The 14,778-nt window shown below is 73.5% G+C and carries 14 protein-coding genes; 5 read left to right on the forward strand and 9 right to left on the reverse strand.

All coding sequences use genetic code 11. From position 1 onward, the window contains the following. Nucleotides 1-25: 25 nt before the first annotated feature. Nucleotides 26-607, reverse strand: coding sequence for a hypothetical protein (locus ACQRUO_RS00515; RefSeq protein ID WP_428313609.1), 582 nt, complete (start codon nt 605-607; stop codon nt 26-28). 150 nt (nt 608-757) lie between these two features. Next, a complete protein-coding gene (locus ACQRUO_RS00520; protein WP_428313610.1) occupies nt 758-1,168 on the reverse strand; it encodes a Fur family transcriptional regulator in 411 nt (136 codons plus the stop codon). Between the two features lie 287 nt (nt 1,169-1,455). On the opposite strand from ACQRUO_RS00520, the gene katG reads away from it, so the two are divergent. Further along, complete coding sequence (katG, locus tag ACQRUO_RS00525; RefSeq protein WP_428313611.1) at nt 1,456-3,681, forward strand: catalase/peroxidase HPI; 2,226 nt, start codon at nt 1,456-1,458, stop codon at nt 3,679-3,681. A gap of 223 nt (nt 3,682-3,904) precedes the next feature. On the opposite strand, the gene ACQRUO_RS00530 is transcribed toward katG, so the two are convergent. Further along, a complete protein-coding gene (locus ACQRUO_RS00530; protein WP_428313612.1) occupies nt 3,905-4,699 on the reverse strand; it encodes an alpha/beta fold hydrolase in 795 nt (264 codons plus the stop codon). 43 nt (nt 4,700-4,742) lie between these two features. After that, nucleotides 4,743-5,969: an aromatic acid exporter family protein gene (locus tag ACQRUO_RS00535; RefSeq protein WP_428313613.1), complete on the reverse strand. Its 1,227-nt coding sequence runs from the start codon at nt 5,967-5,969 to the stop codon at nt 4,743-4,745. 296 nt (nt 5,970-6,265) lie between these two features. Between ACQRUO_RS00535 and ACQRUO_RS00540 the strand changes: the two genes are divergently transcribed. Further along, entirely contained in the window at nt 6,266-6,784 is a 519-nt protein-coding gene (locus ACQRUO_RS00540) for a GNAT family N-acetyltransferase (RefSeq protein WP_428313614.1), read from the forward strand. 6 nt (nt 6,785-6,790) lie between these two features. On the opposite strand, the gene ACQRUO_RS00545 is transcribed toward ACQRUO_RS00540, so the two are convergent. Continuing rightward, a complete protein-coding gene (locus tag ACQRUO_RS00545; protein ID WP_428313615.1) occupies nt 6,791-7,261 on the reverse strand; it encodes a DUF1348 family protein in 471 nt (156 codons plus the stop codon). A 104-nt stretch (nt 7,262-7,365) separates the two neighbouring features. On the opposite strand from ACQRUO_RS00545, the gene ACQRUO_RS00550 reads away from it, so the two are divergent. Then, nucleotides 7,366-7,950 carry a TetR/AcrR family transcriptional regulator gene (locus ACQRUO_RS00550; protein ID WP_428313616.1) on the forward strand — a complete coding sequence of 195 codons (585 nt, stop codon included), beginning with the start codon at nt 7,366-7,368 and terminating at the stop codon, nt 7,948-7,950. Between the two features lie 94 nt (nt 7,951-8,044). On the opposite strand, the gene ACQRUO_RS00555 is transcribed toward ACQRUO_RS00550, so the two are convergent. Continuing rightward, complete coding sequence (locus tag ACQRUO_RS00555) at nt 8,045-8,830, reverse strand: G1 family glutamic endopeptidase (protein ID WP_428313617.1); 786 nt, start codon at nt 8,828-8,830, stop codon at nt 8,045-8,047. A 334-nt stretch (nt 8,831-9,164) separates the two neighbouring features. Here ACQRUO_RS00555 and ACQRUO_RS00560 point away from each other — a divergent pair, with 334 nt between their 5' ends. After that, on the forward strand, nt 9,165-10,148 hold the full coding sequence (locus ACQRUO_RS00560) for a phospholipase D-like domain-containing protein (RefSeq protein ID WP_428313618.1): 984 nt from the start codon (nt 9,165-9,167) through the stop codon (nt 10,146-10,148). An 87-nt stretch (nt 10,149-10,235) separates the two neighbouring features. On the opposite strand, the gene ACQRUO_RS00565 is transcribed toward ACQRUO_RS00560, so the two are convergent. Further along, the gene (locus tag ACQRUO_RS00565) at nt 10,236-12,062 is read right to left on the reverse strand and encodes a hypothetical protein (RefSeq protein WP_428313619.1); all 1,827 of its coding nucleotides are present in this window, start codon (nt 12,060-12,062) and stop codon (nt 10,236-10,238) included. Between the two features lie 214 nt (nt 12,063-12,276). On the opposite strand from ACQRUO_RS00565, the gene ACQRUO_RS00570 reads away from it, so the two are divergent. Then, on the forward strand, nt 12,277-13,107 hold the full coding sequence (locus tag ACQRUO_RS00570) for an isocitrate lyase/PEP mutase family protein (protein ID WP_428313620.1): 831 nt from the start codon (nt 12,277-12,279) through the stop codon (nt 13,105-13,107). Nucleotides 13,108-13,177: 70 nt separating this feature from the next. On the opposite strand, the gene ACQRUO_RS00575 is transcribed toward ACQRUO_RS00570, so the two are convergent. Continuing rightward, a complete protein-coding gene (locus ACQRUO_RS00575) occupies nt 13,178-13,564 on the reverse strand; it encodes a VOC family protein (protein WP_428313621.1) in 387 nt (128 codons plus the stop codon). A gap of 318 nt (nt 13,565-13,882) precedes the next feature. Beyond that, nucleotides 13,883-14,758, reverse strand: coding sequence for an NAD(P)-dependent oxidoreductase (locus tag ACQRUO_RS00580; protein WP_428313622.1), 876 nt, complete (start codon nt 14,756-14,758; stop codon nt 13,883-13,885). Nucleotides 14,759-14,778: the final 20 nt, after the last annotated feature.

The raw sequence follows: 14,778 nt of genomic DNA on the forward strand, positions 1-14,778 counted from the left end.
GGGGGGGGGGGGGGGGGGGGGGGGGCTAGGCGAAGGGGGGGGAGGAGAGAACCCCCCCCCCCCCCAGCACCCGGCCGTCGGCCGGGTCCAGCAGCAGCCACTCCTCCGCCGGGTCGGGCGCCGCGCCGTCCTCGCCCAGCGGTCCGCGCACGTGCGCCCAGAGGAGCCGTCCGTCGGCGGAGAAGCCGGCCGAGCCGCTGTCGGCGTACCGGTGGCCGCGGTCGTCCGCGTACTCCTCGAACCCGGCGTGCGCCGCCCGGCAGGCCCAGGCCCAGCAGCTGTGCGCCAGCTCCCAGCGCACCGCGCCGGCGGCGTCGACGGCCCGCACCGCGTGCACCCCGGTGAAGACCGCCAGGCTCCCGTCCGGCGCCACCGCGACCTGACCGTACCGCTGCGGCCAGGGCGCCGGGAAGCGGTGCTCGACCTCCCCCGGTGCTATCGGCGTGCCGGCCACCGGCCGGTGCCGGACCTCGGTGTCGCCGCGCTGCAGCAGGGCCTGACGGCCCGGCAGACCGGTGAGCCGCAGTCCGCCCGACGGTGCGCCGGCGGACTCCGCGGCCGGCGGCGGTGCGGTGAGGGTGGCGACGAGCCGGGCGGGACGGGACACGCGGATCTCCCTGGGTCGGAGGTCGGAGTGGGCTGCGGGCGCACCCTACGGCACAGCACCGACAACGCCGCACCGCCGCAGCCCACCGGGCCGGGCCGTCACCGGCAGGGCAGAGCGCCGGCCCTCAGTGGCAGGCGGGAGCGCCGCCCGTCAGCGGCAGGCGGGGCAGAGCCCGCGGTAGGTCACCTCGACCTCGGCGACGGCGAAGCCGAAACGCTCGCCCACCGGCAGGTCGGCCAGCGGATCGCCGACCGGGTGGACGTCCCGGATGGTCCCGCAGCCGGAGCAGACCAGGTGGTGGTGCGGCTGGTGGGCGTTGGGGTCGTAGCGCTTGGCCCGGCCGTCGGTGGAGACCTCCGCGACCTCGCCGAGCAGCACCAGCTCGCCCAGCGTGTTGTAGACGGTCGCCCGGGAGATCTCCGGCAACCGCTGCGCGGCGCGCGCGTGCACCTCGTCGGCGGTCAGGTGCACGTGGTCACCGTCGAGCACCTCCGCGACGACACGCCGCTGGGAGGTCAGCCGCCAGCCGCGCCCGCGCAGTCGCTCCAGCAGGTCGCTCATGTCGCTTCACCTTTTCAGCCTCGGTGGGATGCCCGATCGTCGCCGGTGAGTATCCGGGGTGCCCAGTGGATATGACGTAGCCGGGGTCCCGTCGGCCACGGATTTGGTGTTCTTCTTGACTTGGACTCGGTCCATCGTAGGATCGGTTTTGGTGATAGCCAAGGGACAGGATGGCTCCGGTACGGCACGGGACTGAGAGGTGACGGGCCTCCTCCGCGGAAGTCAGCCCACCTGTCCACCGCCCGCAGTTCTGAGCACCGTGGTCCGTCTGCTCCGGAAGGATTCCCATGTCTGAGAACCATGACGCAAACGCCGCAGCCGCGCCGGAGGGCGCCGGAGGCTGCCCGGTCGCACACGGGCGTGCCCCGCACCCGACCCAGGGTGGCGGCAACCGTCAGTGGTGGCCCAACCAGCTGAACCTGAAGATCCTCGCCAAGAACCCCGCCGTGGCGAACCCGCTCGGCGAGGCCTTCGACTACGCCGCCGCCTTCCGGTCCCTCGACCTGCCCGCCGTCAAGCGGGAGATCGCCGAGGTGCTCACCACCTCGCAGGACTGGTGGCCCGCCGACTACGGCAACTACGGCCCGTTCATCATCCGGATGGCCTGGCACAGCGCCGGCACCTACCGGATCAGCGACGGCCGCGGTGGCGCCGGCGCCGGCCAGCAGCGCTTCGCGCCGCTGAACAGCTGGCCGGACAACGCCAACCTGGACAAGGCCCGCCGCCTGCTGTGGCCGGTGAAGAAGAAGTACGGCCAGAGCCTCTCCTGGGCCGACCTGATGATCCTCGCCGGCAACGTGGCACTGGAGGGGATGGGCTTCGACACCTTCGGGTTCGGCGGCGGCCGCGAGGACGTCTGGGAGCCGGAGGAGGACGTCTACTGGGGCCCCGAGAGCACCTGGCTGGGCGACGAGCGCTACACCGGTGACCGCGAGCTGGAGAACCCGCTCGGCGCGGTCCAGATGGGTCTGATCTACGTCAACCCGGAGGGCCCCAACGGCAACCCGGACCCGCTGGCCGCGGCCCGCGACATCCGCGAGACCTTCCGCCGGATGGCGATGAACGACGAGGAGACCGTCGCGCTGATCGCCGGCGGCCACACCTTCGGCAAGACGCACGGCGCCGGCCCCGCCGACAACGTGGGCGCCGATCCCGAGGCCGCCCCGCTGGAGGAGCAGGGCCTGGGCTGGAAGAGCACCTTCGGCACCGGCAAGGGCGGCGACGCCATCACCAGCGGCCTGGAGGGTGCCTGGACGGCCACCCCGACCGCCTGGGACAACAGCTTCTTCGAGACCCTGTTCGGCTACGAGTGGGAGCTCACCAAGAGCCCCGCCGGCGCCCACCAGTGGAAGCCGAAGGACGGCGCCGGCGCGGGCACCGTGCCGGACGCGCACGACGCGGCCAAGAGCCACGCCCCGACCATGCTCACCACCGACCTCTCGCTGCGCCTGGACCCGGCCTACGAGCCGATCTCCCGCCGCTTCCTGGAGCACCCGGAGGAGTTCGCGGACGCCTTCGCCCGCGCCTGGTTCAAGCTGACCCACCGCGACATGGGCCCGATCGCCCGCTACCTCGGCCCCGAGGTCCCGAGCGAGTCGCTGCTCTGGCAGGACCCGGTGCCCGCCGTGGACCACCCGCTGGTCGACGCCGCGGACGTCGCCGCGCTCAAGACCCAGGTGCTGGACGCCGGCCTGACCGTCGGCCAGCTGGTCGCCACCGCGTGGGCCGCGGCCTCCTCGTTCCGCGGCAGCGACAAGCGCGGCGGTGCCAACGGCGCCCGCCTGCGCCTGCAGCCGCAGGCGGGCTGGGAGGTCAACGACCCGGACCGGCTGGCCGGGGTGCTGCGCACCCTGGAGGGCATCCAGCAGGGCTTCAACGCCGCGCAGAGCGGCGGCAAGAAGGTCTCGCTCGCCGACCTGATCGTGCTCGCCGGCGGCGCGGCCGTCGAGCGGGCCGCCGAGCAGGCCGGTGTCCGGATCGAGGTCCCGTTCCACCCAGGCCGCACGGACGCCACCCAGGAGCAGACCGACGTCGAGTCGTTCGCCGCCCTGGAGCCGACCGCCGACGGCTTCCGCAACTACCTCGGCAAGGGCAACCGCCTGCCGGCCGAGTTCCTGCTGCTGGACCGGGCCAACCTGCTCACCCTGAGCGCCCCCGAGCTGACCGTGCTGGTCGGCGGCCTGCGGGTGCTGGGCGCCAACCACCAGGAGTCGCAGGTCGGCGTGCTCACCGAGACCCCCGGTGTGCTGACCAACGACTTCTTCGTCAACCTGCTGGACCTGGGCACCACCTGGCTGCCCACCGCCGCGGACGCCGGCAGCTTCGAGGGCCGCGACGCGAGCGGCAAGGTCAAGTGGACCGGCAGCCGGGCCGACCTGGTCTTCGGCTCGAACTCCGAGCTGCGCGCGGTCGCCGAGGTCTACGCGGCCGACGACGCGAAGGAGAAGTTCGTCAAGGACTTCGTCGCCGCCTGGGCCAAGGTGATGGACCTGGACCGGTACGACCTGGTCTGATCCGGCGCCACCGCGGGGGGGGGGGGGGGGGGGGGGGGGGGGGGGGGGGGGGGGGGGGGGGGGGGGGGGGGGGGGGGGGGGGGGGGGGGGGGGGGGGGGGTACGTACGTCCCCCCCCCCCCCCCCCCCCCCCCCCCCCCCCCCCCCTCCCCCCCCCCCCCCCCCCCCCCCCCCCCCCCCCCCCCCCGCGCTGTCCGGGCACGCCTCCGGGTGGCCCGCGCCGGTCACCCGGAGGCGTGCAGGAAGGCGGTGAGCTCCGCCGTGAAGGCCGCCGGCCGGGCGCGGTGGACCAGGTGACCGGCGGGGATGGTGACCAGGCGGGCGCCCGGGATCCGGGCGGCCAGTTCGGCCACGCCCTGCTGCGGGACGTGGCTGGTCGGGCCGCCGGCCACCACCAGGGTGTCGGCGGTGATCAGGGCGAGCCGGTCCAGCCAGGACGGGTCGGGGGTGTCGATCTGCCGGCGGACGGCCAGCACCATGTCCCAGTCGAAGTCCAGCTCACCGGCCGGCCGGACCGGGGGCACCGGCTCGCGGGGGCGGGGCAGCGGGACGTCCTCCAGCACCAGGCGGGCGATCCGCCGCGGCTGGTGCGCGGCCAGCAGGTAGGCCACCACGCCGCCCATCGAGTGGCCGACCAGGTCCACCCGGTCCAGGCCGAGCGCGTCCAGGAAGCCGAGCACGTCGGCCCGCATCAGGTCGAGCGAGTAGTGCGGCGCCGGGCCGGTGCGGCCGTGCCCGCGCAGGTCGAGGGCGTGCACCCGGTGACGGTCGGTCAGCGCGGGCAGCACCTCGTCCCAGTCGCTCGCGCGCTCGCCGAGGGCGTGCAGCAGGACCAGCGGCGGAGCCTGCGGCGGGCCCGCGACCTGGTAGGCCAGCCGGATCCCGTCCGGGTCGACGAAACGAACGTCGCCGGAACGAACGTCGCCGGAAGGAACGTCGGCGGAAGGAACGTCGTCGGAACGGAGGTCCACGGTGCGGAGGTCCACGGTGCGGAGGTCCACGGTGCGCTGCTCGGCCATGTCCGGCAGGCTACCGGCGCCGCGCCCGGGGGTCGGCCCCCGTTCACCGACGGCCGAACGGGGCGACCAGCCGGCCGGTCCAGCGGGCCGCGCCGCCCAGGCGACCGTTCCGGGCGCGGTTGGCCATCGCGACCCGGTCGAGTTCCTCCATCAGCCGGCGCGAGCGGTGCTCCAGGTCCAGCTCGTCCAGGATCCGGTCCATCTCGGCCAGCAGCGCGCCGTGCAACTGCCAGGCCTCGGGGTGCTCCTGCACCCGGCGCAGCAGCAGCTGGGCCACGTTCTCCCTGGTCGCCCAGGCGGCCGCGAGTTCGGCGGTCAGCCGGTCCTCGGCCTCCTGGGCGTTGCGCTCGACCTGGGTGGTGACCAGCACCGCGAAGCTGACCAGCGCACCGCCCAGGTGGCCGAGCAGTTCCTCGGTGGCGAGCGCCACCTCGGGGTCGAGCAGCCGCTCCCCAGCGTCCCGGCGCTTGGCCAGGTCGGTGAGCGAGCGGGCCAGCACCCGGATCACCACCACGCAGATCTCCAGCGTGTCCAGGCCGGTGCGCAGCACGATCCGGGAGAGCAGGCCCTCCCGGATCCGCGGGTTGAGCCGCAGGCTGTCCTCGGCCTGGCGCAGCGCGGCGTCCACCCCGGCGATCGCCTGGTCCAGCCGGCGCGCCTCGTGCAGCCGGGAGGCGGCCCGCTCCACCGGGACCGGGTCGCTCAGCTCCTCGCCGATGTGCAGCAGCAGGTGGCGGGCCCGGCGGGCGAGGTCCTCGATCGACTCGCTCGCGGTGTCGACCCAGACCGGCGGTGCGAAGAGCAGGTTGAAGAGCAGCCCGACCACGGCGCCGATCAGTGTCTCCAGCACCCGGTCCCAGGCCTGCGAGGCCAACCGGGTGACGCCGAGCACCAGCATCGCGCTGATCGCGACCTCGTTGACGTACTCGTCCACCCGGACGAAGTGACCGACCGTCAGCGCGGCCAGGATGGTCAGCGCCAGGCTCCACCAGGAGAGCCCGACGACCGAGCTGAACAGGATCGCGATCAGCACGCCGACCACCACCGAGGTCACCCGGCGGATGCTGTTGGTCAGGGTGGCGTAGAGGGTCACCTGGACCACCAGCAGCGCGGTCAGCGGGGCGGTGAGCGGCGCGGGCTCGCTGCTCAGGTGCACCGCGACGAGGTAGGAGAGGGTGGCCGCGGCGGTGGCCCGCACGGTCTGCTCGACCACCGGCTCGCGCAGCCGGCGGCGGGCCGCGGCGATCAGCTCACCTGGGGCAAGGGGCATCCTCGGCTTCTACCCGGGCGCCCGGCGGGCGAGCTGCCCGGGCGGGGATTGGCACTCGGATGCCGCGCGGGCCGGATCCGTGGCGCGGGCCGGATCCGTGGCGCGGGCCGGATCCCGGACGCGGGGCGTCCCGAGCGGACTGACGACACGTCAAGCGGGCGACCTGCTATACTGATGATGCCAGCGCGAAGCCTTCCTGCCGCGGACCTCGATCCGCCGGGGAGGCTTTTTTCATGCCCGGACGGCCTGGATCCGCCCCGGGCGCTCCCCTCCTCCTCGCGCCAGGAGTCCTTGCCGTGTCCGATCTCGTCCGCCGCGCAACCATGGCCGACCGCCCGCTGCTGGAGCGGCTGTGGCTGCTCTTCCGGCACGACCTGTCCGAGTTCGGGGGCACCCTGCCGAACCCGGACGGCAGCTTCCGCAGCGAGCGGTTGGGCCTGGCCCTGACCGATCCCGACTGGGCGGCCTACCTGCTGCACCGGGCGGACCGCCCGGTCGGCCTGGCCTTCGTCCGCTCGCTGACCGGGCCGACCAGGGTGCTGAACAGCTTCTTCGTGGTGCGCGGGGCCCGCCGGCAGGGCCTCGGGCTGCGGGCCGTGCAGGAGGTGGTGGCCCGGCACCCGGGGCCCTGGGAGGTCGCCTTCCAGGACACCAACCCCGCCGCGGTGCGGTTCTGGCGCCGCGCCGCCACCCGGATCGCCGGGGACGCCTGGCACGAGGAGCACCGGGCGGTGCCGGGGCGACCCGAGCTGGCGCCGGACTGCTGGATCTCCTTCGCCGGCCAGGGCCGCTCACAGGCCGAGTTCACCGGGTAGCGCCGCTCACAGGCCGAGGTCGCTCAGCCCCGGGTGGTCGTCGGGGCGGCGGCCGAGCGGCCAGTGGAAGAGGCGCTCGGCCGGGGCGATCGGCAGGTCGTTGATCGAGGCGTGGCGGTGCGCCATCAGGCCGTCCGCGTCGAACTCCCAGTTCTCGTTGCCGTAGGAGCGGTGCCACTGGCCGGCCTCGTCGTGCCACTCGTAGGCGAAGCGGACGGCGATCCGGTCGCCGCCGTACGCCCACAGCTCCTTGATCAGCCGGTACTCCAGCTCGCGGTGCCACTTGCGGGTCAGGAAAGCGACGATCTCCGCCCGCCCGGTGACGAACTCCGCGCGGTTGCGCCAGCGGCTGTCCGGCGTGTAGGCGAGGGCGACCCGGGCCGGGTCGCGGGTGTTCCACCCGTCCTCGGCCGCGCGGACCTTCTGTCGGGCCCCCTCCTCGGTGAACGGGGGCAGGGGCGGACGCTGTTCGGACATGCCGGTCTCCTCGGTGCAGCCGTCGGACGAAACGTGAGAACCAACGTTCTCACGACATCGGCTACCCTATGAGAACCAGGGTTCTCACGCAAAGGGCACGGCAGATGGACACCAGCAGGGGCGCGGACGGCGCCGACACCGACCCGGCGTACGACCGGATCCTCGACGCGGCGGAGGAGCTCTTCTACACCCAGGGCATCCGGGCGGTCGGCATGGACGCCGTCCGGACCACCGCCGGCGTCACGCTGCGCCGGCTCTACCAGCTCTTCCCGGCCAAGGACGACCTGGTCGCCGGCTACCTGGAGCGCCGGGACCGGCACTGGCGCGCGGCGCTCGCCGACCACGTGGCCGACGCCGCCACCACGCCGGACGAGCAGCTGCTGGCGGTCTTCGACTGGCTGGCCCGGTGGTTCGCCGAGCCGGGCTTCCGCGGCTGCGCCTTCGTCAACTCCTACGGCGAGCTGGGTGCCACCGCACCGCGGGTGGCCGAGGCCGCCCGCCGGCACAAGGAGGCGTTCCACGCCTACCTCGCCGACCTCGCCCGGGCCGCCGGCGCCCCGGCCGGCACCGCCACCCACCTCGCGCTGCTCGCCGAGGGCGCGATCACCACGGCCGCCCTCTGTGACACCCCCGCACCCGCCGCCCAGGCCCGCGAGGCCGCCCGCGTCCTGCTCGGCCTGGTCGACTGAGCGGTACCGCAGCACGCCCACGCCCACGGACGCGGACGCGGAAGGCCCCGAGCACTGCAGCAGCGCTCGGGGCCGGACCCCACCGGTGGTCGGGTCAGTAGTGGATCGCCGCCGGCCGGTGCCCCGCCGCGTGCGGCTGGAAGCCGCCGCCGCCCGCCGGGACGATGGAGAAGTTGCCGCCCTGCAGGGCGGTCTCGGTGTACTGGCCGCTGTCCACCGCCTGCGGGCTGACGCTGTCGAAGGACTGGCCGTTCACCGTGATGTTGGAGAAGTCCAGCTCGTTGAAGGACGGGTAGCTCTGCGAGGGGGACTCGATGACCGCCTCCGCGCTGACGTTCTGCCCGTCCAGCTGCTGCTGGGTGTTCTCCGTCCACCCCTGGGTGTTGTCGGTCAGGGTGAGGGTGTAGGTGCCCGAACCGTCGGTGGTCACCGAACCGGTGAAGGAGTCACCGGCCGACACCGGGTCGTTGAAGTACTGCGGCGCCGCCGGGTACATCTCGTACCAACCGGACAGCACCGGCGAGCCGCTGGAGCAGTCCACCTGGACGCCGGTCTGCTCGACGGTCTGCGAGCCGTAGCCGTCGATGCCGACCCACGGCGCGAACAGGTCGTTGCTGGTGTTGCAGGTGACCTGCGGCATGGTCCAGGAGCCGGAGATGCTCTGGAACCCGCTGCCCTGGGCAACGTAGCCGCCCCAGACGCTGCCGCCGTCGTAGCGGACCCCGCCGCGGTGGTGGGCGGCGGTGTGCACGGCGGCCGGGCCGAAGCCGGCCGGGGTGTGCGCGGGGGCGGCGGCCTGGGCGGGGACGGCGGAGGCCGCAGCGGCGGCGAAGGCGACGGCCGCGACCACCGCGGCGAGCCGGGAACCCTGGGACGACATGGTCGATCTCCCTCGGTACGTGGGGGTTTGACGGATCACCGGCGCGGTGTGGGGCCGGCCGGCGAGCCGTGTTGGCGACCAGCGTCAGGGGCCGGGGCGAGGGCCCGGTAGGGGTTCCGCCGGGCCGGAACCCGCCATGGCGGGAACATGCCAGGACGAATGGTGACGGATGATCAGCAAGCCATCGCCGGGAACCGTGCGCGCACAACTCTCCCTGAATCTGTGCATGTCACGTTAACTTTCTCTCTCTTACCCCGGTGTCTACGCGCGTGGTGTCCTTTCCGTCGCCGGTCCGACCAGGGCCGTTCAGCTTCGACACCCGGGAGACACCCGCATGTTCGGCATCACCGCCCGGCGCGCCGCGCTCGCCCTCACCGCCTGCGCCGCGACGCTCGCCACGGCCGTTCCCGCGCACGCCACCACCGGCTACAACGCGTTCGCCTTCGACCTGAGCAGCAGCGAGCCGACGATCTACAACTTCATCAACTCGGCGACCAAGACACTCGACATGACGATGTACGAGCTGAGCGACACCACCGTGGTCAACGACCTGATCCAGCGCCAGCAGGCCGGCGTCCAGGTCCGGGTGATCCTGGACGGCACCCGCACCACCGTCAACAACTCGGCCTACAACGCGCTGAACGCCGCCGGCATACCCGTGGTCTGGTCCTCCTCGGCCTACACCTTCACCCACCAGAAGACCATCACGGTGGACGGCAGCACCTCGCTCATCCTGACCGGCAACCTCACCGCGAAGTACTACTCCACCAGCCGCGACTACGGCCTCTTCGACACCGACGCCAACGACGTGAACGCGATCGAGCAGGTCTTCAACGCCGACTTCACCAGCACCTCGATCACCCCGAGCGACGGCGACAACCTGCTCTGGTCGCCCACCGACTCCCGCGACCGGCTGCTCTCGATCATCAACGGCGCCACCACCACGCTGGACGTCGAGGAGGAGGAGTTCGGCGACCCCGCCGTGGTGGACGCGATCGCCGCCCAGGCCCAGAAGGGCGTCACCGTGCGGGTCGTGCTGGAGCACCCGAGCTCGTACTCCTCGCAGATCTCCGAGGTCGAGAACGCCGGCGCCACCGTGATGGGGTACTCCTCCAGCACCGGCTTCTACGTCCACGCCAAGGCCGTCGTCGCCGACTACGGGCTGCCCACCGCCGCCGTGGAGCTGGGCTCGATGAACGTGAGCACCAACTCGCTGGACAACAACCGCGAGCTGGGCATCATCCTGAACGACACCGGCGTCGAGTCGGTGGTGGAGAACGCGTTCACCAGCGACTACAACGGTGGCACCGCCGCCTGAGTCGCCCCGGCGCGGGCTGCCCGCCGGGATCCGCGCGACCGGATCCCGGGGGCAGGAGGCCGCCGCCCGCTCCACCCGGCGAGAGCGTCAACTCCGGGTGAAGGTGCGGGTGGCGGCCGCGGCTATCGCCAGGCCCAGCGTCCAGCCGAGCACGGTCAGCACCACCGTGACCACCGCGGGGACCCCGTGGTACTGCCAGGCGTCGACCTGCCCGAAGTGGATGATCGGGATCAGGTGGTCGGCGGCGAACAGCACCGGGTTGAAGACCGACTGGTCCTCGCTGCTCACGTGCTGCGGCCGCACCGTGCTGAAGTACGCGCTCGCCGCGACCAGCAGCGCGACCGCCCAGCCGACCGCCCGCATCGGCCGGTAGCCGTAGCCGACCAGGGCGTCCAGCAGCTGCCCGGGTATCCGTCGCCACCACGGCAGCTGGGCACTGAGCGAACGCATCTTGGCCAGCAGCACGGTGCGGGCCTCGCCGTCGTTGCCGAGCCCGCGGTAGTAGGCCGCCAACTGCTCGTACGGCTGCGCCCGGTAGCCGCCGACCTCGGCCCGGCCGCTGCGCACCTGGCGGCGCAGCAACTGGATCCGCACCCGGGCGTCCAGGTACCTGGCGAACGAACCGTAGCTGAAGCCGTCCAGGTTCAACCGGCCCGGCCAGGACGCCAGGTCGTCCCGGATCCCGGACTCGGCGGTCGCCCCGTAGAGGGACAGCAGCGCGTCCGGGCTGGTCATGCCCTGCAGGTCCAGGTGACCGAAGCGGGCACCGGTCAGCCGGACCTCCCCGTCGGTGGTGAAGTCCTTGGTGAGGTTCACGCTGCCGGCGACCGTGATCCGGCTCGCGTTCAGCACCGGGCGCTCGCGCTGCGGCCTGTCGGTCGCGGGTGATTCCGGGGCGGTCGGCTCGGCCGGGGCGGACTCGGCCGGGGTGGGCTCCGCCGAGGGATCGGGTTCGGCCTCGGCACCGGGCGGCAGCGGGATGCGGTGCAGCTGCGCCCCGCTCATCATCAGGCTGCCGCCGATCTGCACGCCGAGCAGGCTCATCGACCCGTGCAGGGTGAAGGGCCGTTCCACCGCGCCGCTCCGGTCGATCCGGAACGAGGCCTCACTGGCCACGGTCATCGAGGCGGCGAAGAGGGCCACGCCCTCCGGCCCGGTCAGTGTCGCACCGTCGAAGATCAGAGCGCTGCCGATGTGCGCACCGGGCAGGCGCACCTCGCCGGTCGCCGTCAGCCGCCGGGCCAGCAGGCTTCGGCCGATCCGGGCGCCACCGGCGTTCAGCGACTTCCCGCCGGGTTCGGGGTGCGTCACGGTCGCGCCGTCCAGCGTCACCTGACCGCTGATCACCGCGTTGATCAGGCTGAGCGAGCCGGTGACCACCAGGTTGTCGGCCAGCAGGCTGCCCTCGACGTTGATGCCGTCGGCCCACACCGCGTGCTCGTCGTCGCCCTCGACCACCACGTTGCGCAGGTCGAGGGTGCCCTGCACCTGCGCCCCGTACGCGCTGAGCCGGATCAGCCGGGAGCCGCTGAGGTCGATCGGCCCGGTGGTCGCCTCGTCCAGGCTCACCGGCCCGTCGAACCGGCAGCCCTGCAACAGCAGCTGGGTGCCGACCGTCCCGTGACCCACGCTGAGTTCGCCGGTGATCCGGGCCCCGACCAGCCGCAGCGCCGAGACCGCACCGGCCACCGCCGGCCGGGCGCCCAGCAGCAGCGCGGCGATCACCTCGCCGCGCACCACCCGGTCGGCACCCCACCCGTCGGCCGCCGCGGGGCGGTCCGCCGCCTCGTCGCCGCTGCGGAGATCGACCAGGTCACCGTGCGGGAAGGCCTGCCAGACCCGCCGCTCGACCGGGCTGAGCCGGCCGAGCCGACGGGGGAGCTCACTGGTCCTGGGCACACGCGTACGACTCATGGCGACCATGCTGCCGCATTCGTGCGACACCGTCTGCATCGTGCTGATCACAACCCGGCCGGCCCGGACGCCGCGCTGAGCAGGCGTCACCGTGCCGCCGGGTGCCGCCGGTTCCGTCCCGCGGCGGCCGGAACCCGGCCGTGAGGCGGATCACAGGACGGTGTTGTCGGAAAAGCGCGAGCGGCCGGGGGTTCCCGCTGGTGCAATAGCGATCATGACTGCTCAGCACGACAGCGCACAGCTGTTCCACTCCCTGCACGATCCCGCCGCTCCGCTGGCCCTGGCCAATGTCTGGGACGCCGCGAGCGCCCGCCTGGTCGAGGCCGCGGGCGCCCCCGCCATCGCCACCACCAGCGCCGGTGTCGCCTGGGGCCTGGGGGCCGCGGACGGCAACCACCTCGACCGCGACCAGGCCCTCGCGTTGATCGCCCGCGTGGTGGACGCGGTCTCCGTCCCGGTCACCGCCGACATCGAGAGCGGCTTCGGCGCCACCGCGGCCGAGGTCGCCGACACGGTCGCCCGGGTCCTGGCCACCGGGGCCGTCGGCATCAACATCGAGGACGCCCACGCCGGCGGCGACTCCCCGCTGCGTCCGGTCGGCGAGCAGTGCGAGCGGATCGCCGCCGCCCGCTCGGCGGCCGACCGGGCCGGCATCCCGCTGTACGTCAACGCCCGGCTGGACACCTACCTGTTCGGCGCCGGCGCGCCGGAGACCCGCCTCCAGGAGACCCTGGACCGCGCCCGGGCCTACCTCGACGCCGGCGCCAGCGGCATCTTCGTGCCCGGCGTCGTCGACGTCGAGCTGATCGCCGCCCTCACCGAGGGCATCCCGGCCCCGCTGAACATCCTGGCCGGCCCGGGTGCCCCGGCGGTGGGCGAGCTGTCGAAGCTGGGCGTGGCGCGGGTCAGCCTCGGCTCCTCGGTCGCCGAGGCGGCCTACGCGGTGGTGCGCCGGGTGGCGGCCGAGCTGGCCGCCACCGGCACCTACGACTGCCTGGCGGACGCCATCGCGTACGGCGAACTCAACGCGCTGATGCGGGGCTGAGCACCGGCCCGAGCGTGAGGGGGCCTGCTGCGGAGTCCCGGCAGCAGGCCCCCTCGAAGACGTCCGGCGACTACTGGTGGGCGTCGTAGGCCCGGGTGAGGATCTCCATCCCGTGGCCCGCCGGGTCCATGAAGTAGAGGCCGCGGCCGCCGTGGTGGTGGTTGAGCTGCCCCAGCAGCTTCTGCTCCGGGTCGGCCCAGTAGGCGAGCCCGGCCTGCCGGATCCGCTCGAAGGCGGCGTCGAACTCCTCGTCGGAGAGCAGGAACGCGTAGTGCTGCATGACGATCTTCTCGGCCGGCACGGACGCGAAGTCGAGGGTGACCCCGTTGGCGGTGGCGACCGGGACGAACGGGCCCCAGGCGGCGCCGACTTCGAGGCCCAGGATGCCGGCCAGGAACTCGGCGGACTCCCGGTTGTCCCGGGCGTGGATGATGGTGTGGTTCAACTCGACGGTCATGGGTGGAGTGCCTCCGAAGGGCAATCTCACGGGCACCTCCATGCCTCACCCGGCCGGTGACCGACACGCGATGCCGTGTCCTGATCCTACGTCAATTCCAGCTGACGGTCCGAAAGTAGTGACGATCGGGCAGCCGGCACCAGGGTCGGCCGGCCGTCAGCGGATCAGGTGCACCGGGACACCACGCACCTCGCCGTCGCCGTCGCCGTTGCCCAGCAGCCCCCGGACACGCCGCCGATCGCCGGGCCGACCGGACGCCCGCGGGTGTGGCCGGGCCGCGGCGACGACCCGGCCACACCGGGAGCGGGCTGTCCTCCGTCAGTCCGTGAAGCTGGCGAAGTACCCCGCGGCCATGTCCTCGGCGCCGTGCCCCTGCACGGCCGCCCGCTGGAAGCGACGGTGGCCGGCCTCGGTGGCGTCCAGGGTGACGCCGACCCGCTCGGCCGCCGCCAGCACCAACCGGGCGTCCTTGGCCGAGTTGTCCACCGAGAAGCTGGTGCTGAAGTCACCGGCCAGGATGGCGGCCGACTTGGCCTGGAAGAAGCCGCTGTCCATCGGGCCGCCGGAGACGACGTCGAGGAAGTGCTGCGGGTCGACGCCCAGTCGGTCGGCGAGCGCCAGCGCCTCCCCGGTGCCGTGGGTGAGCGCGATCACCCAGGTGTTGAGCACCAGCTTGAGCCGGCTGGCCGCGCCGCCGGCGCCGTCCTCGGCGACCCAGACGGTGCGGGCGGCGATCGCGTCGAAGAGCGGCTGGACGGTGGCGCGGGCCGGCTGCGGGCCGGCGGCCATCACCACCAACTTGCCTGCCTCGGCGGGCTGGCGGGTGCCCTGGACGGGGGCGTCGACGAAGACCAGGTCGTGCTCGGCGGCGAAGCGGGCCAGCTCGTCGACCGCCTCGCCGACGGTGCTCAGCTGCACCCAGACGGTCCCGGGGGCGAGCTTGGGCGCGGCCGCCTCCATGGTCGCGAGCACCCGCGGCCCGTCGGTGAGCACGGTGAGCACCACGCCGGCGCCGTCGACCGCCTCGGCGGGGGTGGCGGCGGGCTGCACGCCGTCGACGGCGAGGGCGGCGGCCTTGCTCGCGGTGCGGTTCCAGGCCCGGACGGTGACGCCGTGCCGGCTCAGGTTGCGGGCGACCGGGGCGCCGATGATGCCGGTGCCGAGGACCGCGACGATCGGGTGGGTGGTGGTCATGGTTGCCTCCGTGACGTGGT

The organism is Kitasatospora sp. LaBMicrA B282 (assembly GCF_050325825.1).
Classification (GTDB): Bacteria; Actinomycetota; Actinomycetes; order Streptomycetales; family Streptomycetaceae; genus Kitasatospora.